This window comes from Pedobacter cryoconitis (assembly GCF_003259615.1).
In the GTDB taxonomy this organism is placed as follows: domain Bacteria; phylum Bacteroidota; class Bacteroidia; order Sphingobacteriales; family Sphingobacteriaceae; genus Pedobacter; species Pedobacter cryoconitis.
The window spans coordinates 487,538-511,516 of record NZ_QLLR01000002.1; the positions used below are offsets into that span (position 1 = coordinate 487,538).

Annotated in this window: 19 protein-coding genes; 13 read left to right on the top strand and 6 right to left on the bottom strand. The window is 38.9% G+C overall.

Annotated elements, in window-relative coordinates:
* Window positions 1–178 precede the first annotated feature (178 nt).
* The 5 genes from LY11_RS04990 (at window position 179) to LY11_RS05010 (ending at window position 6,050) form a co-directional block, all read left to right on the top strand.
* Window positions 179–937 (top strand): XRE family transcriptional regulator, encoded by a 759-nt coding sequence (locus tag LY11_RS04990; RefSeq protein WP_111632609.1) that lies wholly within the window; start codon window positions 179–181, stop codon window positions 935–937.
* 190 nt (window positions 938–1,127) lie between these two features.
* A complete protein-coding gene (locus tag LY11_RS04995) occupies window positions 1,128–2,399 on the top strand; it encodes an Hsp70 family protein (RefSeq protein ID WP_111632610.1) in 1,272 nt (423 codons plus the stop codon).
* Between the two features lie 343 nt (window positions 2,400–2,742).
* Window positions 2,743–4,011 (top strand): phosphatidylserine decarboxylase family protein, encoded by a 1,269-nt coding sequence (locus LY11_RS05000; protein ID WP_111632611.1) that lies wholly within the window; start codon window positions 2,743–2,745, stop codon window positions 4,009–4,011.
* Between the two features lie 230 nt (window positions 4,012–4,241).
* A complete protein-coding gene (locus tag LY11_RS05005; RefSeq protein ID WP_111632612.1) occupies window positions 4,242–4,913 on the top strand; it encodes a VOC family protein in 672 nt (223 codons plus the stop codon).
* A gap of 351 nt (window positions 4,914–5,264) precedes the next feature.
* The gene (locus LY11_RS05010) at window positions 5,265–6,050 is read left to right on the top strand and encodes a heparin lyase I family protein (RefSeq protein WP_111632613.1); all 786 of its coding nucleotides are present in this window, start codon (window positions 5,265–5,267) and stop codon (window positions 6,048–6,050) included.
* A gap of 157 nt (window positions 6,051–6,207) precedes the next feature.
* Here the strand turns inward: LY11_RS05010 and LY11_RS05015 are convergent, their stop codons facing one another.
* Complete coding sequence (locus LY11_RS05015) at window positions 6,208–6,861, bottom strand: FadR/GntR family transcriptional regulator (RefSeq protein WP_111632614.1); 654 nt, start codon at window positions 6,859–6,861, stop codon at window positions 6,208–6,210.
* A gap of 228 nt (window positions 6,862–7,089) precedes the next feature.
* On the opposite strand from LY11_RS05015, the gene LY11_RS05020 reads away from it, so the two are divergent.
* Entirely contained in the window at window positions 7,090–8,265 is a 1,176-nt protein-coding gene (locus LY11_RS05020; protein WP_111632615.1) for a cupin domain-containing protein, read from the top strand.
* A 54-nt stretch (window positions 8,266–8,319) separates the two neighbouring features.
* Here LY11_RS05020 and LY11_RS05025 read toward each other — a convergent pair whose 3' ends face one another.
* The 3 genes from LY11_RS05025 to LY11_RS05035 all read right to left on the bottom strand — a co-directional run bounded on the left by LY11_RS05025 (window position 8,320) and on the right by LY11_RS05035 (window position 12,148).
* Window positions 8,320–9,912 (bottom strand): discoidin domain-containing protein, encoded by a 1,593-nt coding sequence (locus LY11_RS05025; protein ID WP_111632616.1) that lies wholly within the window; start codon window positions 9,910–9,912, stop codon window positions 8,320–8,322.
* A 334-nt stretch (window positions 9,913–10,246) separates the two neighbouring features.
* Window positions 10,247–11,179: a YeiH family protein gene (locus LY11_RS05030; RefSeq protein WP_111632617.1), complete on the bottom strand. Its 933-nt coding sequence runs from the start codon at window positions 11,177–11,179 to the stop codon at window positions 10,247–10,249.
* Window positions 11,180–11,251: 72 nt separating this feature from the next.
* Window positions 11,252–12,148 carry a LysR family transcriptional regulator gene (locus tag LY11_RS05035; protein ID WP_111632618.1) on the bottom strand — a complete coding sequence of 299 codons (897 nt, stop codon included), beginning with the start codon at window positions 12,146–12,148 and terminating at the stop codon, window positions 11,252–11,254.
* A gap of 244 nt (window positions 12,149–12,392) precedes the next feature.
* Between LY11_RS05035 and LY11_RS05040 the strand changes: the two genes are divergently transcribed.
* The 4 genes from LY11_RS05040 (at window position 12,393) to LY11_RS05055 (ending at window position 16,916) form a co-directional block, all read left to right on the top strand.
* Window positions 12,393–14,528, top strand: coding sequence for an ATP-binding protein (locus LY11_RS05040; RefSeq protein WP_111632619.1), 2,136 nt, complete (start codon window positions 12,393–12,395; stop codon window positions 14,526–14,528).
* A gap of 366 nt (window positions 14,529–14,894) precedes the next feature.
* A complete protein-coding gene (locus tag LY11_RS05045) occupies window positions 14,895–15,458 on the top strand; it encodes a TetR/AcrR family transcriptional regulator (protein ID WP_111632620.1) in 564 nt (187 codons plus the stop codon).
* 3 nt (window positions 15,459–15,461) lie between these two features.
* On the top strand, window positions 15,462–16,361 hold the full coding sequence (locus tag LY11_RS05050; protein ID WP_111632621.1) for an NAD(P)/FAD-dependent oxidoreductase: 900 nt from the start codon (window positions 15,462–15,464) through the stop codon (window positions 16,359–16,361).
* A 102-nt stretch (window positions 16,362–16,463) separates the two neighbouring features.
* The gene (locus LY11_RS05055; RefSeq protein ID WP_111632622.1) at window positions 16,464–16,916 is read left to right on the top strand and encodes a DoxX family protein; all 453 of its coding nucleotides are present in this window, start codon (window positions 16,464–16,466) and stop codon (window positions 16,914–16,916) included.
* Between the two features lie 42 nt (window positions 16,917–16,958).
* On the opposite strand, the gene LY11_RS05060 is transcribed toward LY11_RS05055, so the two are convergent.
* Entirely contained in the window at window positions 16,959–17,951 is a 993-nt protein-coding gene (locus tag LY11_RS05060) for a hypothetical protein (RefSeq protein ID WP_111632623.1), read from the bottom strand.
* 506 nt (window positions 17,952–18,457) lie between these two features.
* Here LY11_RS05060 and LY11_RS05065 point away from each other — a divergent pair.
* The 3 genes from LY11_RS05065 (at window position 18,458) to LY11_RS05075 (ending at window position 23,594) form a co-directional block, all read left to right on the top strand.
* Window positions 18,458–19,471 carry a FecR family protein gene (locus LY11_RS05065; protein ID WP_111632624.1) on the top strand — a complete coding sequence of 338 codons (1,014 nt, stop codon included), beginning with the start codon at window positions 18,458–18,460 and terminating at the stop codon, window positions 19,469–19,471.
* Window positions 19,443–22,226: a TonB-dependent receptor plug domain-containing protein gene (locus LY11_RS05070; RefSeq protein WP_111632625.1), complete on the top strand. Its 2,784-nt coding sequence runs from the start codon at window positions 19,443–19,445 to the stop codon at window positions 22,224–22,226. Before LY11_RS05065 ends, LY11_RS05070 begins: the two co-directional genes overlap by 29 nt.
* 108 nt (window positions 22,227–22,334) lie before the next feature.
* Window positions 22,335–23,594, top strand: a complete 1,260-nt coding sequence (locus LY11_RS05075) for a cation:dicarboxylate symporter family transporter (protein WP_111632626.1) — start codon at window positions 22,335–22,337, stop codon at window positions 23,592–23,594.
* A gap of 4 nt (window positions 23,595–23,598) precedes the next feature.
* Here LY11_RS05075 and LY11_RS26495 read toward each other — a convergent pair whose 3' ends face one another.
* Window positions 23,599–23,793 carry a hypothetical protein gene (locus tag LY11_RS26495; protein ID WP_146610801.1) on the bottom strand — a complete coding sequence of 65 codons (195 nt, stop codon included), beginning with the start codon at window positions 23,791–23,793 and terminating at the stop codon, window positions 23,599–23,601.
* Between the last annotated feature and the right edge of the window lie 186 nt (window positions 23,794–23,979).

Here is a 23,979-nt window from a genome sequence, read left to right on the forward strand (position 1 = left end):
TATAAGTTCATCTTCAGGCTTACAGCAAAAAACTTCTGTGGCCCCGGATACTGTGTGGATTAATTATCTATTTCCTGTATAATCCTATTTTTTGTACATTTACTTCGTTGTACGATACAAATATAATATAGAATATTCTATATTTGCAATAAATAAATAGAACATTCTTTAAAAGATCATGGAAAATACTGAGAATCAGCGCCTTAAAATATTCAGAAAATCACTTAACAAGACTCAGATGGAGTTTGGAGTGGTGACCGGATTAAAGCAGGGAAGCTTTGCAGATGTCGAAAGGGGCAAAGTAAAGGTTTCCGGAGATATTAAAAACGCACTTAATAAAGAATTTTCTTTAAATATAGAATGGCTGGAGACAGGCCAGGGGGAAATGACTGCGAACAGCGTAAAACCAAATGCCAGATCAATCGGCGAAATACAATACCCATTAGAATTTACGGACTCCCCTTTTATAGACCTTGGAGACGGACAGTATTTAATGGTGGTACCTTTAGTGAATGAATATGCTTATGCCGGTTATTTATCCGGCTACAAAGACCCCGAATATTTAGAAGTATTACCAAAGCATACAATAATAGTGGACAAATATCATAAAGGCAGCTACAGAGCATTTGAAATAGTTGGTGACAGTATGGATGACAACACCAAAGAAAGTATCAGCGATGGAAGTGTTGCCACCGGAAGGGAAATTCAGCAGCACCTCTGGACTTCTAAATTCCATACCCACAGATTTAAAGATTATGTCATTGTACACCGCAGAATGGGAATTATCGCGAAACGGATCTCCAATCACGACACAGAAACCGGTGTCATTACCTGTCATTCTTTAAATCCTGATAAAGTTGCTTATCCTGATTTTGATATTCACCTGGATGATGTGAAGCAGATGTTTAATATTGTGAACGTTTTGCAAAAAAGATAAAGCCAGCTTTACAGATTAAATACAAGGTTATAATCTAATTATTATTTTAATATTTTACCTTTGCACGCGCTAAAACAGCCTATATCAACCTGAATAGGCTGTAAGATCTTCACTCCTATCATTTTATCAATGACCGGAAGAAGATTGTCTGCATAAGAATTAAGTATAAAACAATATTTCCCCTTTTGAGATGAGTAAGTTTCTATATGGAATTGATTTTGGAACAACCAATTCTGCACTATCTATTTATGACGAAGAAAAAAACGAAATCATAAGTACTATAACAGTTCCTTCCCTCTTGTATTTTCAGCAAGAACAAAGTGCAACCCAGCCCTTAAATTATGTGGTAGGTGAAAATGCGATCGATGCTTATCTTAGTGATGGCATGAAGGGAAGATTTATCAAATCTATCAAGCAAATCTTATCAAGAAGCAGTTTTATTGAAACCAGGATTCATAATAAAAGGTACAATGCTTCCGATCTGGTTGCTTTAATTCTGAAGGACCTGAAAACTAAAGCCGATGAGATTATCGGATTTGACTGTCAGAAAGCTGTGATTGGCAGGCCTGTATTTTTTGATGACGATAGTACAGCCAAAGATACCCTGGCACAAACAAGATTAAGTAAAGCAGCTGAAAATGCAGGTTTCACTGAAGTACGTTTTCAGTTTGAACCAATCGGTGCAGCTTTTGCCTATGAGAAAACCATCACTAAAAAAGAAAAAGTACTCGTAGCCGATTTAGGTGGGGGAACAACAGATTTTACATACCTGATGCTTGATCCCGCTCATTCCGGCAACAAAGACAGAAGAAATGATATGATTGCCTCTGGTGGTATTTATATTGGTGGTGACAGCTTTGATTCTGCCTTTATGTGGGATAAAGGAACACCTTATTTCGGAAAGAATACTTTGTACGAAGCTACCCCCGGAAAAATACTGACCGTCCCAATGTCTCTGTTTGCGAATATCTGTACCTGGGATAAAATGAACTTTTTTAATGGCCTGAGGATACAGAAAGACTTACAGGACTATTACCACTATTCAAAAAAAGACAGGAAGTTCAAGAACCTGATTACACTGATTGAGAATAACCAAGGTTATTCTGTATTCCGTTCCATTGAAAAAACAAAGATTACTTTGTCTGATGAGCAGGTTTCTCAATTTACGTATTCAAATATGGAGATTGAAATCGATGAAGAAGTTTCTAAAGAACAATACGCTGCAGTAATTGAAAAAGATATTAAAAAGATAAGTACTTATCTGGATGAGTTCATGATAAAAAACAATATCAAAGCAGAAGAAATTGATAGTTTATTCCTTACTGGCGGAAGTTCACTGGTTGGAGGCGTACAAAATCTATTCAGGAATAAATTCCCTCATATCCCGGTAAATTCGGGAGACAATTTTACAAGTGTGGCCAAAGGTCTTGCTTATAGCGGCTACTTATTTGATGCAGATTAAATCTTACACTGCCCTTTTTTATTAATTGCGATAGCAAAACATTTAAAGAGTCTCTGGAATATGTCCAGAGGCTCTTTTTTTTGACCTGATAAGCCGGTGATGATAACACATTATTCAACCTCTGAAAACCTGTAATCAGCTTGATATTGACTACACACAGTCATTTTGCATGTCTTTGAAAATGAACAGAAAATGAATATGAACAAGCGTTTTTAATTTTATGGGTTTGCTTAAATTCATAAAACAATATAAACTTATGAAACCATCATGATTTTCGAATCACACAACGAAATGAACATAAAATCATGATAACTTCCTAACCAAAAAAACCAATATAAAACTTATGAAAACTAACCTTAGCGAAAAGTCACTTCCCTTCCGTGTTGGCAAGTGGCTTCCCTCCGATCAGACTATCCTTGAAAAATGGCTAGGTGACCTTATTACAGAAGTAGAAAAGGATAAACAACCTTTGTTACCTGTAATTGAAGAATTAAAAGAACTGATAGAAGATGATCCGGAGATATTTATGTGGTTTCACGTGATGTTCTCAGAAGTACCGCGCAAACCACCTTATAATAAAAACCCTGAAGGTGGGCCTCAGGTTAGAGACTACCATTTGATGTTAAGGCTGATCAATAGAATAATGACCAAAGCACCTGAGTTTAATGAAACCGGATTGGTTGGTTTCCCAATTAATGCGATTCTGGACTGGTCTATGGGCACTACTGCCGGATATGCCGCTTTCTTAAATGAAAAGGTGAACTGGCAATTCAAAAGAATCTTGAATGAGTGGGGTATTTTCCTATGTTCAGCAGATTCAAAATATGTATTAAGCAAAGACCCCAGGAGTGGATGGTTTGGAGCGGATGCAAAAAAAGCAATGCCAGATTTTGATCAGGAATTTATATGTGCCCCTGCGCAACCACATCATGGGTTTAAATCATGGGATGATTTCTTTACCAGGGAATTCAGAGAAGGACAGCGTCCGGTGGCCAGTCCACAGGATGACAACATTATTGCAAACGCCTGCGAATCTGCCCCTTACAGGATTGCAGAAAAAGTTAAAAAACATGATAAATTCTGGATTAAAGCACAGCCTTATTCCCTGGAACACATGATGGCTAATGACCCGCTGCTGGATAAATTTGTTGGAGGAACGATATACCAGGCCTTTTTAAGTGCTTTAAGTTATCACCGCTGGCATAGTCCGGTAAGCGGAAAAATAGTAAAAGCATATGTAGTAGACGGCACCTATTATGCCGAAGCACAATCAGAAGGTTATGACCCATCAGGTCCGAATGAATCTCAGGGTTATATCACAGAACTTGCCACCAGGGCATTGATCTTTATTCAGGCAGATAATCCGGATATAGGCCTGATGTGTATTATGCCAGTTGGGATGGCAGAAGTCTCTTCTTGTCAGATTACGGTTTATGAAGGTCAGCATGTTAAAAAAGGTGAGCAGCTCGGAATGTTCCATTTTGGAGGATCTACACATTGTTTATTCTTTGGGCCGCAGGTAAAAATTGCATTTGATATGCACGGCCAGACACCGGGGCTGAACTCCAGCAATATTCCATTAAAATCGAAGATTGCGACGATTTCAAAATAAAATCAATCCGGGAGCCGCTAACCTCCTGAAAAAATAAATCAGTTATCTATCCACACATCAATTGATAGCTGGGGCTAATAGTATTAGCTCCAGCTTTATGAGCATTCAATAATAATGTTATTGTCAACATCTGATTTCAATAGTCATAATTTCAGATTTAGGGTTATATTGAGCATAAAGACCCTATTTAATAAAACAGGGCAATCATTAATTTTATTAAAACCCTTTTTATGAAGTTTGAAGCGATTGAATTATTGAGCAATAATATTATAGAAACCGAGCAGTTTTACAACAACATACTTGACATTAAAACTAACTCCAAAAATGAGAATGAAGTATCTTTTCTGATTGGGACGACAAAAGTATCCTTCCAAAAATCAGCTATTGAAAATCCTAATTATCACCTGGCATTTGACATCCCGAACAATAAGCTGGAAGAAGCTTTTAAATGGCTTGAGCAAAGGACAACAATATTACCAGTAACGGATGACAGCCAGTTTTCCTCTTTTGAGGCCTGGAACGCGAAATCATTCTATTTTTATGATAACAATGGAAATCTGCTTGAATTGATCTGCCGTTTTGATGCTGATAATCAATCTGATGCTGCATTTGATAGTAGTTCAATATTATTTGTCAGCGAAATTGGTATTGTGACCAGCGATGTGCTCACAACAGCAACCGGATTAATTAGTCAATATGGACTTGAATACTATGCAAAACAACCTAAAACAGAAAATTTCGCAGTTATTGGTGATGAAACCGGATTGCTGATTTTAGTTACACCAGACAGGAACTGGTTCCCGACAGCTAAAAAAGCACAAGCATTCGAAGCCAGAGTTCAATTGAGCACAGCAGATCGCGCACAGCAGGAATTACATATCAAAAACCAGCTGGATAAATAGTACTAAGCCAGCCAGAAAAGAATGGCATTACCTTTAAAACCAATGCCATTCTTTTTTAAGAACTAATACCATTACTTTCAATATATAATGCCGTTTTTTTAAATACTTAATACCATTGTTTACATAAAACTATATTCTCTCCCCACCCTCCAATTTAAGTTTGACAACAAACTTCTTCCCCAGGTTCTTCGTAAAATCAAAATAGTTTAATATAATTAACTAATAAATTTAATTATCTAAAAACCTATCGCATTTTTAACTACATTCACTTAAAGTTTATTTAGTTAACCAATAAATCTATTCAAACAGAAATCTATTCTGAAATCATATTAATATTAAACATATTACCTCATGAGAAAAACAAGAATTACTGTAATTACACTAGCCTTAGGGACTGCTTTTTTACTGACGAATTGTAAAAAACAAGCAGAGGGTACTAACGTGAATCAAGACTTGAACAATTCCACAGCGCAAGTCAGTACTGTTAATCCGCTGGCTGTATTATTTAATGGCGATGCAGTCAATGGCAGCAGCAAGGTATGGAAAGAGATTAATGTAGAACAAGATGGCTCGGTAACCACAGTTAATGACGAAACCGGAACACTGGCCTGGAACTTTTTAAAACCTATAGGCAGCCATCGCGCTGAAGGTCATGGAGCAAAAAACTATCAGGCTGCAGAAGGTTCTGACATTTATATCGGCTGGACCAGCAAAATATATATGCCGGTTTCTTTAAAAACAGAAGCCATATTTCAATGGAAAGCTTATCCTACGAAAACTGCAAAAGCGAATCACCCTTTAATGCTCCGTACGCTTAATGGCAGATTGGAATTACAGCATTTTGATAAAAATCATACTGCAACAGTTCCCTGGTCTGTAGCACTGACTACAGGAACCTGGCAGCAATTTGTGATCCGTATAAAAGTATCCGAAGATGCGGCTGTTGGTTTTATAGAATTCTGGTACAACGGTGTTCAGCAGACTTTTTCAAACGGAAATAAAAGATTAGCATGCAGAACGCTGGATAGTGATTTCTGCGATCCGAAATGGGGAGTATATGGCGGCGATACTGCAAAGGTTACCCATATAGTGAAGAAAATACGTATTGCTTCTACCTATTCAGATGCAGCCCAATAACAGTTTCTATTTTAATAATAGCCAATTCTCTAATTCAATACTAACCAACCCACTATTAAAGAAATTCAATACCAACTAATCCACTGTTACCAAAGAAATTCACAACCACCAATTTAACCGGGCCTGCTATCATTTTAGCAGGCTTTTTTGAACCATCTTAATAATTATTATCCAGTATCTTTTGAAGAACCGATTGTGACTGACTCAGCTTTTTACCCTTAATTGCCTTAAACAACTGCTCATGCAAATGATGATTCATCGCAAAACGACTGATCCCCTGCTTCTCTCTTGCTGCAAAGAAATTACGCATGATCAGTGTAAAACTATAATATAAATCAGACAATACAGGATTTAAAGAAGCCTGGGCAATGGCTGTATGAAAAGCAATATCTGCATCCGCACAACTTTGAGGATCTTCAGCTTCAATAGCCGACTTCCGGTTTCCCAAAGCCAGTTCAATCTCTTGAAGCTGCTCTTCAGTACGGTTCTGTGTTGCCAGTTTTACAATTTCTTTTTCCAGCAGCCCCCTTACCGCATTTACATCTTCAAAATCAGCGCGTCTTAACCGCTGCTCGATACTGACTTCCTGAAAACTTGTATTCACAAAAGTACCCGATCCCTGCTGTACCTTCAGAATTCCTGAAATTGCCAGCGTCTTAATCGCTTCCCTGACACTGGAACGGCCTACGCCATATAATTTCATTAGCTCAGGTTCAGCAGGTATTTTTTCACCCGCTTTATATTTCCCCTGAGAAATATCCTCTTTGATCAGGTTAATTACTTTCTCGTAAAGTTTGATGGAGTTGCTCAAAATGATTGCTTTGTCACAAACATACGATGTTTCTTTCAAACATCACACACTTCGCTCCTATTTTCACCCCGAATTAGGCTATAAAATTAGCATTGCACCGCAAATCAGCGTTTACCATGGTCATCAAAGCTTTCGTCACAAACATATGATGTTAAATCAAACATATGATGTTTTATTTTAAATTACCATTTATGGATTATATATTTGCTTCATATTAATCTAAAAATTATGGCAACTACAAGACGCGGATTCATTTCCGCAGCATCTTTATCCACCTTTGGTTTGGTAACAGCTGCAACAAGCCTGAATTTATTAATCCCTCAAAAGGCTGATGCAGCAGTAAAATCACCGGTAAAAAAAGGACCAGAAGGTCCGCAGGCAGAATTGGAAGATTTTGTTTATGACATTGAAAATGGAAGTACAGGCTGGACAGGCACTGGTGGAACTGCCAAAGAAGCCACTGTCGAAGAATTTCCAGTTTCACAAAGTATAGCAGCTGTAATTATGCGGCTAAATCCGGGTAGCTTCCGTGAATTGCACTGGCACTCCATTGCAGCAGAATGGGCCTATATTTTAGAAGGGAAAGTACGTACAACAGTAGTCTCCCCTGACGGGACAACATCAACCGATGACTTTGAAAAAGGTGACATCTGGTATTTCCCTAAAGGCCATGGACACTGTTTACAATGTTTAGGAGACGAGCATTGCTTATTCTTACTGGGTTTTGACAATGGTCATTTCTCTGAATCCGGAACCTTTAGCTCCACAGATTGGATCAGTCATATTTCCCCGGAAATCATGGCCCATAACTCAGGACTGTCAGCAAGTACATTTGCGGCTTTCCCTCACAAAGAACTTTACATCGGTACCGGAAAAATAGCTACAGCACCAAGACCACAAAACTTAGATCCGAACATCCCAACCAGCAGCTCTGCCCATAAGTTCCGCATGGAAAAGGATGGCGTATTTCAACAGTTTGCAGGCGGTTTTACCAGGAAAGTTTCTTCCAGAGAATTCCCTATTCAAACCACATTAACTGCATTACGCATGGATATTGAACCAGGAGCGATCCGCGAACTTCACTGGCACCCAAATGCTGATGAATGGCAATATGTAATGAGCGGAAAAGGAAACCTGAGTATTTTCGGTTCACATGGGCGCGTAAAAACAATGGCCTATAAAAAAGGGATGGTATCCTTCATTAAACAAGGTTACGGCCATTATATAGAAAATACAGGTACAGAGACGCTTAAATTGATTATACTTTTTAATGCGCCAGAATACCAGGAAATTTCACTGAATGATTGGTTAAGTGCAAATCCGGCACAGCTTGTGCAAGATCATTTTGGTATCACACCAGCACAAACCGCTACATTAGCGCATCATAAAAAAGGAATTTTTTAATCAAAAGCCCCTGATTTTTCACGAATCAGGGGCTCCCTTTACACCAGGTAATGACTAAAATGCTCCCGCTTCAGACAAAGCAGCAAAAGCCTCTCCATCATAAGACGATTTCGCTATAATTTTAAAATAGCGGAAAGTCTGTTTAGCAGGCAAATTAATATATTGTGCCCCATTTACATTGGCCAGCACATAAGATCCCGCCGGAACAAAACTTGAACCATCCGTGCTATACTGAATTTCAAACCCCTTAATAGCTCTTTGCAGGCCATTTCTTTGTGTAAGACTAATCCCGGTTACTTGTTTAGCAACAGCCATATCTATGGTAAACGAATGCGGATAAGCAGCAGTCGTACCTGAATATTGTGAATGCCAATAAGTATTGATCACACCATCAATCAGATTCGCAGCTTTACCATCTTCTTCAGCAGTCTCTTGTGAACTTACATTCAATACGTTCCAGCCAGTTTTGCTAAACTCATCCCTGCTACTGAAGTTCAGTACCGGAATACCATTTACAAACTCATAATTATAAATTGTTTCCGTGACATTCCCATTCTCGTGAACTAGTTTAACTTTCAACTCATAAGGGTTACCATCTTTGTATTTAAGCTCCGAAATTGGCATTTCCACGTAAAAACTATCTACCCCTATCGCTTTAGATTCCCAGGTAGTAGCGTTATAGTCCTTATTTACGCCAATCCCTTCATTGTTTACATTCGGATCATTATAATAAACCACACTGTTTACCTTTACATCTGAAGTAAACCGGCCGGAAACCACAATTGCCGATTTCGAAGGATCATAATTCGCATGAATTTTACTAATTGAAGCCTTAACAGCCCCGTAAGAAGCCTTATCACCTTTATTAAAAACTTGATTTACATTTAATATTGCGGCATCTGCAGCAGTTAAAAACGTTGGGGAAATCCCTAACGTACCATTACCGGCCCACATTAATGCCATTCCAAGGGTTGCATTTTCTGATACTTTCTGACAGTTATGCGGTAAATTCAAACCATGTCCTAATTCGTGCATCATTCCACCAAACCAAACACTGAAACGTTTACCATCTGCATCCGTTTTACCCAGATTTTTAATATCCATACCTTCATAATCAAGTGCATAACACCACTTTCCAGTCCCATAAAATGGTCCGCCGCTTGGTGTCCCATCTGCTTTGAATTCATAACGCGGTATAATGACCAAAGTATGTGCACTGGTATTTTCTGCCGGATGCGCGGTGAAATAAGCATTAATCTCTTGTGCAACAGCGCCATTTCCACCAGAATAAGGATAGCTGCTTTTTGGTTTGATTCCCCTGATCACCGTAATTTTCACTCCTTTGGCCGGGCTAGTGAACAAGCCAAAAGTTTTATCTGCATACCCGTTACGGGCCATTTCATCTTTATAGAATTTCTGTCCCCAAAGCATCAGGTCACTTAAACGTTTCTGGTATCCTGGCAGGGTATCTAAATCATTCGGTATAAAATAGACCAGGTTAAGGTTGTGGATATGATCACTGCTATAACCATCAACAGTAGTGACCACATCTACCGGCGCAGTACCACCACCTGAAGGGTCTAATACTTTTTTACAAGCCATGAAGCTGATCAGTACCGGAATTAATAATAATAGTTTTCTTTTCATAGTGTTTTTCGGTTAGGTTAAGATATTGTATTCAAGCACAATGCTTTATACAATTGTAATCTATATATATCCGAAAAAAACAAGCCTATTAAATGATACGCAAACGTTTGATCTGCTGCCAGTATAATTATCAAATAATAAGTTCATTTTCACAGTTCACATTGCAAATACCTTTTAGAATAGCTATAAGTAACAATTTACAATATAAAAAGCCGTCATCAATCGTCTTAAAACTGAGCACAATTAAACACATGGACATGTCAAAAACATAGAACATTATCTTACAGGAGCTTATCAAACGTTTGCGCGAAAATTATTCCCAGAATTTCATATCCTAAACTAAAAGCATAATTGCCCATAGCGAAACTGAAGAAATAGCTATCCATAAGATAACCCCCTGGAGAAAAGGCTTGATTCCGACCGTTTTAATTACCTTAAATGATAAGCCGCTTCCTATCAAAAATAAGGTTAACGTTAAAGCTGTTTTAGCTGCGTTTACAAAATATGGGACAAGTGGTTTAATAAAGGGTAAATAAGTGTTTGCTAACATCGCCAGCACGAACAATCCTATGAAATAGGGTATTTTAACTTTCTTTTGATCACTTTTAAAGATAAAGGCAGTACCAAACGCTACCGGAATAATCCACAAAGCCCTCGCCAGTTTTACAGTGGTTGCAATTTGTAAAGCTTGCTCTCCATATTTACTGGCTGCCCCAACTACAGAGCTCGTATCATGGATGGCTATGGCACACCAGATCCCAAACTGACTTTGCGATAAGTTTAAAGCATGCCCTATCCCCGGAAATATAAATAAGGCGACAGAATTCAGAATAAATACGATTCCCAGTGCTGCAGAAATTTCTTTCTCACCAGCTTTCATCACTGGAGATAAGGCTGCAATTGCACTTCCTCCGCAAATAGCTGTACCAGCAGAGATTAAAAAAGAGGTTTTACGTTCGGTCTTAAAAGCTTTACCCAGGATAAATCCTAATGCGAGTACGCCGAAAATTGAAACGACTGTAAACAAAAAACCTTCCCGGCCAGCACTCAGTGCAAAGGATAGGTTCATGCCAAATCCCAGTCCGATTACCGCTAGTTTTAAAAGCCAGTTAGTTGCAACCGCATTAAACCCGGCAAAGGGATGATCCATCAGCTGAGCAACGAACAGTCCAAGCAAAAGGGCCAAAGGGGGTGACATTAAAGGTAACAGACAAAATAGTGCGGCAACAATAAATATAATTTTACGGGTATTTAAACTCAATTGCATAATCTTTGTTATTTATAGCACAAAGATGCCACTAATGGCCCCGCAGGTCAAATTGCGAAAATTAATCTGCCATTACTTCAGGTTATGAGTTAACCGTGCATGGCGCAAAAAAACTTCCGATAAACCATCCAGTTTACCTTGAAGATGGATAAAATAGAAATGACGTTCTATCAGGAGCCCTGCCACATCAATTACCCTTAAAGTTCCACGCTGCAGTTCATTGGTCAGCGCATGTATAGATATAAAAGCTAAGCAATTAGAGTGCATTAAATATGATTTGATACTTTCGGTACTTCCCAGATGGATTTCAACTTTAAGATCTGCGACCCGCATTCCTATATCTTTTAAAGCGTAGTCTATAACTTCAAGTGTCCCTGATCCCTGTTCCCGCATCACAAAAGAATTTTCCAGCAATAGTTCTTTGCTGATTTCAGACTTTTTAGCCAAAGGATGATCCTGACCACAAACCAGAACAATTTCATCCATGATAAACTCGGTATAACTGATTTCCTGATGTTTAGACCTTCCTTCTATAATTCCAAGCTGAATTTCTTTATCCAGCAAAGCTTTCTCCATCTGTTCTGTATTCCCATTAATCAGGTTGATCTCTATCGCGCTGAATTTACTCCTAAACCCCGCAAGGATGGGCGCAATTACATATTGAGAAACGGTAGTACTGGCCCCAAGCGCTAAAATCCCTTCTTTTTTATGAACCAGTGCATTCATATCAAAATCAATATTCCGATAAATATCAAATAATGATTCCGTATGACTGAGTAATAGTTCTCCTGCCGGGGTCAGCTGAATTTTATTCCCTTTACGTTCAAAAAGCTTGTTGTCATATTGCTGTTCCAATTCAAAAATATGCTTGGTTACAGCAGGCTGTGTAATGAATAAAGCAGCGGCAGCTTTAGTAAAACTAAGCCTTTTGGCTACGGTATAAAAAACTTCTAAACGAAAGTCTGACATAGCTGGCCAAGGTCTTAATAAAATAGCAATAAATGAAATACAGTACTGTCCAAATCAGATTGCTTCTGGCCTGAATATATTTCTAACAAAATTTTCAACTACATTTACAACCTTAAATGAGCCATTTCTGCAAATTGTTATGGTTTATAAGTTAACCTGAAACCTCTTGTAAGATTTTTTATTACGCACTGGTAATGCCTTTTTAAGTATAAAAATACAAGATATAAGACTGAAAAAATACAAAATGATGAATAAGCGGATCTCCTTTATAGTAATTCTGGTAACTATTGTCTTATTTATCGGGCTGCTGCTAAGAACATCTTTCAATCAATATACTGAGCAAAAGACACTTCAGGCTACAAGTTTGCAAAGGGATGCCAATAACGAGCAGATCTACAAACTGGATACCATCAATATGGGGTTGCAGGAAGCGGAAAATAACTTCAGATTGTATACTTCTTTGTGGGAGAAAAAATATTTCATCCAGTATAGTCAGGGTATCCGGCATGTCTCTTCTTTATTGGAAAGTTTCTCGAAGGAAGACCTGAATAATGTTTCTACTGATATTTCAAATGATTTAGCAAAAAGGGACAAGCAGATTTTGCTGTATGCAAAAATTAAAAAGATGACAGATTCGCTGATGTCTGTCAACCTGAAAGTTGATACAGGAAAAAGTTTACCTCCAGCCATGTCTTTTAAGAAATCACCGCGTCCTGTCGTGAAAAAGATTATCAAAACTGAAGTCACTAAACCAGTTCCAGAAGCAAAGAAGACCAAATTCTTTCAGCGGATAAAGAGTGCAATTCTCAATAAAGAAGATAAAAAAGATACTGCCCGGACCAGTAAAACAGAAACAGTTATCCTGGAAACCACAGAAAATGATAACCACTATACCAGGAAAAATCTGGAAGATGTAGAAAAGTTCTATAAAAATCTTTTTGAAAGTCAGCGGGGAAATCACAAGCTCCTGAACGAAAATGAAAGAGCGATTTTGAAAACCAACGGACAGATTCTGGACAATATCAAAGTCATGTTCCGGGAGTTCAGTACCCGGGAACATCAGCTTCAGCTGGCCAGAAAGATGTCTTTAAGAGATAAGACCTTACATTCCTTAGAAGTTATCGGAACCTCCGGAAAGATCAATTTCATGATTAACCTAATCTCATTAATTGTCATTATTTCTTTACTGATTACCCTATACCGTGCCTATAATAAAATTGTAAAAGCGAATAAACTAGCCTCTGAACAAGTGATCGTTAAATCGAGGTTTTTCACCAGTATAAGCCATGAAATGCGCACACCACTAAATGCAATTTTAGGCGCAACTGAACAGCTTAAAACGACCCCATTGAATACTGAACAGGAAACAATGGCAAATTTACTGGAAACTTCTTCTTCGATGCTGCTGTCCGCTGTTAATGAAATCCTTGACTTTTCAAGAATGGAAACGGGAAAACTGTCTCTTTCAAAAACTCCTTTTCATTATAAAAATATCTTGCATGAGATCGTTGCAGCAACTGCTGTACTCGCTAATCAAAAGGGACTTCAATTGATATTAAACCAAAAGGAAGCGCCCGATTTATTAATTACAGGTGATCCTTACCGGTTAAAACAAATCCTGGTTAACCTGATTGCCAATGCCATCAAATTCACTGATCAGGGAGAAGTTCGTGTGAAGGCTGATATTAAGAAAACAGAAACCGGGCATGTACTATTGCTGATCGAAGTCAGTGATACTGGTATAGGAATCTCAGAAAAAGAGCTGCCTTTTATCTTTGATGAATTTTCACAGGTCATCAATAACAAACGCATGGACTGGCAAAAAGGATCAGGTTTAGGCTTACCCATCTGTAAGAAACTGGTTGATCTCCATCATGGAAAAATAACAGTAAACAGTATTCTGGGTAAAGGCACAAATTTCCATTTGGAACTACCTTATGCAGTTGCGGAGCATGCACAGGAAGTTTTAACGGATAAAGAAACGCAGGTTTCCAGAGCAGATTCCTTTAAAAATATTCATTTACTGGTAGTAGATGATGCGAATATGAATTTGCTGGTTATCAAAATGATCTTTAACAAGCATCACATTAGCTTTGATACGGCTACAAATGGAGAGGAAGCTTTAAAAGCATTTGATACGCATCATTATGATATGGTATTAACCGATATTGAAATGCCTGGTATGGATGGTGTTGAGCTGACTAAAAAAATCAGGGCTCATCAGGATATTAAAAAATGCAGAACGCCAATTATCGCGATAACTGGCCAGATTTCTCCTGAATCACATCAGAACTATATTTCTTCAGGCTTGAATGATTACATCGTTAAACCTTACAAGGAGAGCGAGCTACTGGAAAAAATACTGGACTACCTCCATTAATTTCATTGATTAATTAATGACTGCTATTTCATCAATTGATTAAAAATCAGTGGATGAGCGGAGCTATAGCTATGATTTTCCGCTTCCTAAAGGATAAACTTTGGGCGCTGTTTAAATAAAGTTTCCGGTAATATTCAATAGTATTTCTGGCTATATTCTCTAGGGTTTAAGTTACAGTTTGAAGCTGGTTTGATACGGCGTTGAAACGCCTTGCCCCGTATCAAACCCGTTTGAATACCGTATCAAACTGCAACTAAAGCCCTAAAAAACACCCTTTTCTAAATTATTTTCACCACAATGTCTCACATCTGAGAATTTATTCCTACAATTGTGTCTGCAATTACTGAGCGGCAAAAAAGAATACACATGAAAGACACCAAACAAAAAATTATTGACACTGCCATTGAAATCTTTAATGATGACTATTCCAGCGCGCTTGAAAAAGTAGCTGAACGGGCAGAAGTGACCAGAAGAACACTTCACCGTTATTTTACCGATCGCAATGATTTACTAAAAGCCTGTCATTTAGAAATGCAGCTTAAATGCAAAACCAACATTACCCATGCGATTGAGAGCTCAGAAGATCCGCTTATCCAGCTAGAACGGGTTTTATATGCCAGTATAGATTGCGGTTCTAAATATGCTTTCTTTCAAAAACTACATCAGTATCAGGGGCATCAGCACCAGAAGGAAGATGAAGATTGCGCGACCTATGACCAGACTTTTTCTCCGACCACAGCTGTTATCAAAGAATTACAAAAACGGGAAATTATCAGTCCAAACCTGACCCTTGCCTGGATCAATTTGTTTATGAGCGGAATTATTACAGCAACTATTCAATCTTCCACTAGTGGAGCTGTAGCAAAAAATGATATTAATAGCTTCGCCTGGTTTTCATTCAGTAACGGAATCGGAATTAATAAACTATAAAAAATGGAAAAAAATGAATTTGAAGTTATCATTATTGGTGGTAGCTATAGCGGATTATCTGCAGCCATGACTTTAGGCAGGGCGATCAGAAGCACACTAATCATTGATAGCAAACAGCCTTGTAACAGTCAAACGCCGCATGCTCATAATTTTATAACCCAAGATGGTTTTAGTCCGGCACAAATCGCAAAAGCAGCTAAGGATCAGGTTGCTGTTTATCCAACAATCCAGTTTATGGAAGATATGGTGGTCAGCGCTATTGGTGAAGACTTTAATTTTACGGTGACAACTGCCAAAGGATTACAAATCAGCGCAAAAAAGCTCCTGTTTGCCACCGGAATAGAAGATCAGCTTCCGGATATACCAGGGCTTTCAGCTTGCTGGGGAATTTCAGTTATTCACTGCCCGTATTGCCATGGTTATGAATATAAAGATCAGCCAATGGGAATTTTATCAAATGACGAAAACACGCTGGATTTCAGCAAATTAATTTCAAACTGGAATAAAGATCTGCGGGTGTTCACGAATGGAGCGCCAAAATTCAGTGCAGCTCAACAGCAGGAAATTAAAGATTTAAAGGTGAAGCTGATCGAAAAACCAATCGCAAGTATAGAACACGTTGCCGGAAAGCTGACAGGTATCCGGTTTTCAGATGGAACGATAGAAGAAATTGACGCACTTTATACCAGGGCACCATTTATTCAACACTGCCCTGTTCCTGAAGAAATGGGCTGTGAAATAGATAAAAGAGGCTATATTCTGACTGATGATTTCAAAAAAACAACTATTCCGGGAATTTATGCTGCAGGTGATAATATAAGCCCGATGAGATCTATTGCGAATGCAGTAGCTGCAGGTAGTATTGCAGGTGCTAGGATTAACCACGAACTGATTACGGCTTAAATTTTAAGCCGTAAACATTTAACCTTCAAATATTTGCATTTTAAATATATTTTATCCTTAACTTAATATAACCAAATGAGTTTATCTTAAAAAGGAGGTTTTATGAATATGGTTCAAAAAATAGAGCATTGGGGTGATATACATCATACCAAATCGCTCGACATCGTCCGCATCGGACTTGGCTTACTGATTTTAAGCAAAGGTATTGCGTTTGTAAGTGATACCGGAGTGCAGCAAGAGTGGATTATACAGCACAACACCTTAGGGTTTTCGGGGTTAATGGCTGTTGCAGTATTGCATACCGTTGCTTTTGCACACCTGGTTGGCGGTTTACTGATCCTGATCGGGCTGGTTACACGGTTTGCTGCGGTCATACAGATCCCAATTCTTTTAGGGGCTATTTTCTTTGTCAATATTTCTAAAGGGTTCTCTTTTCTCAATTCAGAATTATGGCTGTCAATCATTGTATTGCTCCTGTTAGTGCTGTTCTGGGTAGTAGGCTCGGGCCCGTACTCTGTAGATAACTGGATGAAAACCCATCGTCCAAAACCATAAATGTAGCGTAAGTTAAACTTACGCTACATGAATTATTTGATATTAATTTGTACTTCCCGGATAAGTTACCCCCGGGAAGGTTAGTTTTGCTTGCTGTAATTGAACCGTCCAGTCATTGCCCTGCTCATCTTTATTCCCGAAAGCAGTAAGTGCAAGTGGTTTTAAATCAGCACCCGCAGCACCACTCCAGAAATGAACAAATTCCCCAAAATTCAATTTCCTGCTGTATTCATTGATATTGGTCACGCCATTGGAGACTACGTGTTTCGGAAAATTTGCAGCCAGCAAAGTGAAGTATTTATTTAAAACTGCTGTTTTTCCGTATTGTGTATAAAGCGGGTACCACCAGTCTTTAAACCAATGTGATTGCGCGCGGGGATAACTATCCGAACCTGGTGAAACCAGGTTATACCAGCGCTGTGCATCTGCAGTTCTTCCCAGTCCAAGATATACATCATAAATATAAATTTCCATCCACTTGCTATCATGCCAAATATCAAATGCTGGTGAGCCATGCACTCCTTTAGCTGCACCTTCCGCGATATGGCCAACTTCATGTGTAGTCAGATCCAGATCATTACCTGTTCCGGATTTCCAGGCCTGTGTACTTGAAGAGCCACAATCAATCACATTTCTGTAATCATGGCTAGCGTCCATATAAGTACTTGGATGGCCGCCGCTGTATTTTCCGGTATGTAAAATCACATAAAGTGGCGATTCATTTCCGAAAGCGCCATACGTTCTTTTCGTATAACTCCATACTTGTGCCAGAAAGGTATTAGGCCACGTGATACTTCTGTCTACCTCATTGTCGTAATATACAGCCACATTTGCATCGTTGAAAACGCGGTTCAGCAATTGATTATGCTCAAACCAGTGTTCCTTCCAGGTAGCTGGAGGATCAGCCAGGACCGCATTGGCCTGGGTTAGGGAATTGCCGGAAGAAAGTCCGTCTTTACTGGCCGGATCTTGTTTGGTACAGGCAATCCCGGTGCTCAAAACGAGCAGGCTAAAGATCATTGATTTTGATTTCATAGGTTTAGATATATTGGTTAAAGGTTAAATAATCGTATTTTAGGCATTATTAAAACGTTTTAACAAAATGAAAAAGGCGGTAGACTATTGCACTATTACTAAATAAGATGTTTTAAGATTAATTAATTATCAGACGATAAATAAATATATTCATTAATTTTAATTTAGAGATAAAATTTAATAAAAAAATCAATCCAACTATTTTAATACAAATGACTTAACAAAAATATTTTCACCCTATAATTTTAAACGACTGCTAAAACAAAATAAATAATCTAAGTTTAGCCTTATTTTTACGGGCTTGGTGATACCGAATTGGTTGATCAGATTAAACAACATAATAAAAACGCTTGACGAGCTTTATATAAGATTTGCAAAAACACTTACAAATTGATGGACAGGCAATAGACGGATTGAGAAAAAAACATATCCTTATTTTATTTTTACTTTGGATACATGGGGTAATTAATACTTAAAAAGCCTCTTATAAATTATAATCGATAAAAATGTCATATCAGGAATATACAACAGCTGATTTTGTAAATGATGAGAGCTTTACGAATTACGTAAAAGCAACTGATCAGCAGGCTACGCTTTTTTGGGAAAAGTGGATTCATGACCATCCGTTGTCTCTGGAAAAAGTTAATGAAGCCACAGAAATCATCGGACTGCTTTCTTTAGGAAAAGATCCGCTGAAAGAACAATTTTACGAAAGCCTTAAAAACCGGATTGACAATACCATTAGCGCACAGGGAACAGATTATCAGCCTGTTGCCATAAAAATATTCCCTTTTTTCAAAATAGCAGCTATACTGACCGGCCTGGTGATTGGCGCAGGACTGTTGTTTTATATGCGAAACAAAGCTGATAGTATTACTTTATTAACTGTTTCAGCCCCATATGGACACACTAAAACCATTGTGCTGCCTGATAGTTCGACGGTCATCCTTAACGCAAACAGCTCAGTGAAGTATCCGGAAAACTGGGATAAAAAAAACAGACAAATCTGGTTAAATGGGGAAGCTTATTTCCATATTAAACATATCGGACAGAAAAATCAGCCAGCAGTGGCTTTCACTGTACATGCAAACCTGACCGAGGTTAGTGTTTTGGGAACTGTATTTAATGTAAATACGCAGGCAGATAGTACGCTGGTTACTTTGGTAAGCGGTAAAGTGGGCTTAAAACATAAAAACCAGTCTCTTATCCTGGCTCCTGGTGAATATGCGACTTGTAAAAAGGGGGAAATTGCCTTCAGAAGAAAAGCAGGCGATATAGAAGAGTTTACCTGTTGGATTGATGGCAAATATATTTTCAAGAATGCAACTGTAACTGATGTTTGTAATAAATTATCAGCTTATTATGGCAAAAAGTATCTGATTAAAGATCAATCAATTCGTACCAGAGAATTTTCAGGTACACTGGAACTTAAAAATGAGCCTGTTTTAATCCAGACTTTGGCAGCCTTGCTGAATACAACAGTAAAAGAGAATGGCAAAGAGGTTTATATCGGGATTTAAGTTATATGCAGCAGGCATTTTTCTGTTTGCATTATTTACTGTTTTCTGTGAAACATCACTTGCACAAGCTCCGCAAAACAAAGTTAATCAGTCTCTTAGAAATGAATTAGATTTCCTTTCTGCGCAATATAAAGTCAGCTTTGTTTATGAGGCACAATTGATTGCCGCAGTCAGACTGAGCAATTATAAACGTCCGGATCAGCTGAATCTGGATGTAATCTTATATCAATTATTAAATCCGTTAAAGCTATCTTTTAAAAAGATTTCTGATAGTCAGTATATTATCAAAGCTGCCTTACCTGTAGAAAAAGCAATTGTAAAACTGGTTACGTTAAATTTGGAGGAGGTTGCTATTTTAGGCTCCCACGCCAGAATGGCCCGCACCAAACTCCAGACGACTTTACACGTTGACGTTTTTAACCAGGCCGCATTGATGCAAACCGGCCAGGTAGAACTGGCGCAAATGCTGCATTATACTTCTTCTTCTTTCAATTCCTCCAAATACGGAATCAATAATGTAGCCTCTTATGCAGAGCAGTCAACCCTGCGCGGACTTGGCCCGGATCAGTTGCTGGTTTTAATCAATGGCAAGAGAAGACATAATATTTCTGCCTTAAACCTGAACAATACAGTTGGAAAAGGGACGGCAGGAACAGATTTGAGTGCAATTCCCGCAGCAATGATTGAAAAAATAGAAGTTCTAAGGGATGGTGCTGTTGCACAATACGGTTCTGATGCGATTGCTGGTATTATTAATATCGTCCTGAAAAAACAGACCGGGGGTATCTTCAGTACACAGTTTGGTCAAACCAGTCAAGGTGACGGGAACTATACACAAAATAATTTAAGTTATGGTTTGCCACTGGCTTCGGGCAAAGGGTTCCTGAATTTCACGTTAAACTATCAGTATCAGCAGTCTACGAACCGCGCCAGAGCTTATACCGGGTTAGTTTACCGCCAGGTTAGTGATACTTCAAAACTCAGCAGTATCAATTTCCCTGCCCCTGGTGATAAACTTGCAGAGAATAAACGCAGGGATGATTTACTAGTCAAAGAAAAGGGATTTCAGCGCAACCAGGGGCAATATGGCGACGCGGAAATTAAAAATATAGCTTTATGGTTCAATATGGAAACACCAGTTCATCAGGATTGGAAGTTTTATTCCTTTGGTGGTTTTTCACAAAAAAGAGCGGTAACATTCGGTTTTTACCGCTTTCCAAACTTCTATCCTGCAACAACTCCACTCTTTCCAGATGGGTATTTACCAGAATTCCCGGCTGTATTATCCAACGGTTCTTTGGCAGCGGGAATAAAAAAAACAAGGACAGATAGCTGGAATATGGACTTTAGTGCTGTTTATGGCTATAATAAGCTCAATACTGAAGCCGTAAATACAGTCAATGCTTCTATGGGGAACAATTCTCCTTTAGCTTTTAATGCAGGTGGCACTATTTTGCAGCAGGGAATTCTGAACCTGGATTTTTCAAAGACCCTTGCACCTGGAATTACATTTGCTGCGGGCGCAGAATCAAGGCTGGAAAATTACCAGATCATTACCGGGGATAAGGCTTCTTACCTGGATGCCAACTTACCGGGTACATCCCCTGCCCTTTTAAAACTTCCGGGCACTAATGGAAGACCGGGGTTTAAGCCTGACGAACAGCTGAATAAATACCGGGCAAATATTGGGGTTTATGCAGAAGTAAATATGGAGCTCTCCAAAAGAACTTTACTCTCTGCTGCTGCGCGCTACGAACGCTACAGTGATTTTGGAGGAAACGTATCAGGTAAACTAGCGATCCGGCATAAAATAACGGACGCTTTTGTATTCAGGACCTCACTGAGCCGTAATTTCAGAGCCCCTTCTTTACAACAGGTTTATTACGATCAGCTTCAATTCCAGTTCTTTCAAAAAAACGGGCAGTCGGATGTTTACCTCGTACAGCATTTCCGCAACGACAGCCCCGTTTTACAACAGCTGGGCGTGCCAAAACTCCGGCCAGAAACCTCTATAAATCTGGGCGCAGGATTTACCGGGACAGTTAATTCTTCCTTATCATTTTCTGCAGATTTTTACTATATCCCTATTCGCAACCGGATCGTTGTTTCCGGAAGACTGGATAGTTCGGTAATTGCACTGCGGCCGGTTTTAGCAAGTGCCGGGGTAACAGATCTTCAGTTTTTCATCAATGCTTTAAATACTTATACCAAGGGGGTTGAACTCACAGCTAATTACACTTCTGTTTTTGCAAAGCATAAATCACTGATAATTAGTGGCACAGCTTCTTTTAACAACACCAGCGTTAAAATGAGAGCAGCTGATCTGCCGCTTGCCGGAGGGGGAAATATTCCTGTATCTGCGCTGCTTCCGCGAACCGATATTGGGATTATTGAACATGCGCAGCCGAACAGCAAAATGATATTATCAGCCGCTTATCAAATGAATACTTTCAATTTTTTACTGCGTTATACTTATTTTGGAAAGGTCGCTGCCTGGGAGAATGATCCTGTTTTTGATCAGACTTTTAGCGGTAAGGTAATTACTGATCTGCAATTTTCCCGCCGCCTGAATAAAATATTTTCGGTTAGCGTGGGTTGTAATAATTTATTTAATGTCTATCCTGACGAAATAAAAGAGATTAATGAGCTGAACACAAATTTATCTTTTGGCGGACAGATTCCTTACAGCAGAACAGCTAACCAATTCGGTTTCAATGGCATAAATTACTATGCTAACCTGCAGGTTAAATTGTAAACCCAGGGGTCTTTACTTTTACACAGGTACATTTTGTTTTTTTCTGCACAACGGGGTAAATTCAGCTGCTGATTCCTAAACTAATAATCATATTTTTAATCCTTCAACATGGAAATTACTTATACTACACCCGATAAAATACAAAAAAGGAGCTTTACGAAAAGACTATTTACCAACCTGACTTTTTGGGTTTTGATTGCAATTATTGCCGGAATTGTACTGGGAACAATAGATCCTGCACTGGCCATAAAAATGGAGATCGTGGGTAAAACCTTCGTAGATATTATCAAACTTTTCATTGCACCGATAATATTCCTGACCATTGTTTTAGGAATCAGTGGTATGGGTGACCTGAAAAAAGTGGGCCGGATTGGTGTGAAGTCACTTGTTTATTTCGAAATCGTAACCACATTCGCACTGGCGATAGGCATATTTGTGGCTTATATTATACGTCCGGGGCATATTGACAGGTCGGGGCTGAATATACAGGACCCTTCTAAATACACGAAAGCTGCTGAGTCGGGTGCTGCTTTTGATTGGGGGAAGTTTTTCATGTCTAATTTGACCTTACAAGTTTTAGTGGTAGCCATTGTTGTGGGGGTTGCCCTCAATTTTTATTCAAAAAGAGAGGCAGTTATCGGCGTTTTGGGTAAAGCTTCAAAATTGGTTTTTGGCGGCTTAAGATACGTGATGTACCTCGCGCCGCTTGGTGCTTTCGGGGGAATGGCTTATACGATTGGTAAGTTTGGCTTACAGACGCTGATTCCTTTGGGGAAACTAATGGGTACGGTTTATTTAACGATGGCACTGTTTGTCTTCATCATCCTGGGTTCTATCCTCCGGTATTTTAATTTGAGCATCCTTAGTTTTCTTAAATACATTAAAGAAGAACTGCTGCTGGTTTTGGGAACTTCTTCTTCAGAGTCTGCTTTGCCATCTATTATGAAAAAACTAGAACAGCTGGGCTGCAGTAAATCGGTTGTGGGGCTGGTTATTCCAACGGGCTATTCTTTCAACCTGGACGGAACATCTATCTATTTATCGATGGCAGTTATCTTTTTAGCACAATTATATAATGTTCATTTATCATTAGCAGAAATGCTGAGTATCATTGGGATATTAATGCTGACATCCAAGGGTGCTGCGGGCGTGACAGGGAGCGGCTTTATCGTATTGGCCTCTACGCTTACCGCTATCCATAAGATTCCTGTAGAGGGGCTTGCTTTCCTGTTGGGAGTGGACAAGTTTATGAGTGAAGCCCGCGCAATTACAAATATTATTGGAAACGGGGTCGCTACGATTGTTATCGCAAAAACTGAGAATGAGTTTCATCCCGGACCGGATAATATACTGGCACTGAAAAAGTAAGGGATCAAGTCATAAACTTGATTATCCTGATGCGTAAAAAATATCCGCAATTGTCCGCAGTTGTCCATGGGTTAGTCAAAGGGAAAATTATAATTTCATTAATCTTCATCCGGTTATGACCTAGTTGTGCCTGAATAGAGGTCGGGGTGACACCAGGTTGTAAACGGGCTGTAAACATGGCAACTCTAAGTCTTTTCAACTAGTTGTTTTGACTTAGAGTTGCCATGCTCTCGCGTTACTTTAGCACTGCTCTTACCCTAACGAGTACCCGACCAGTACCCGACCAGTACCCGGCCTGTATAGATCTATTATTTAGCTATTTTGAATTTATTTACTAAAAGCCCGGCCTTGTTTCGGCTGAGTCATTCCCATGCAAATTGAAAGC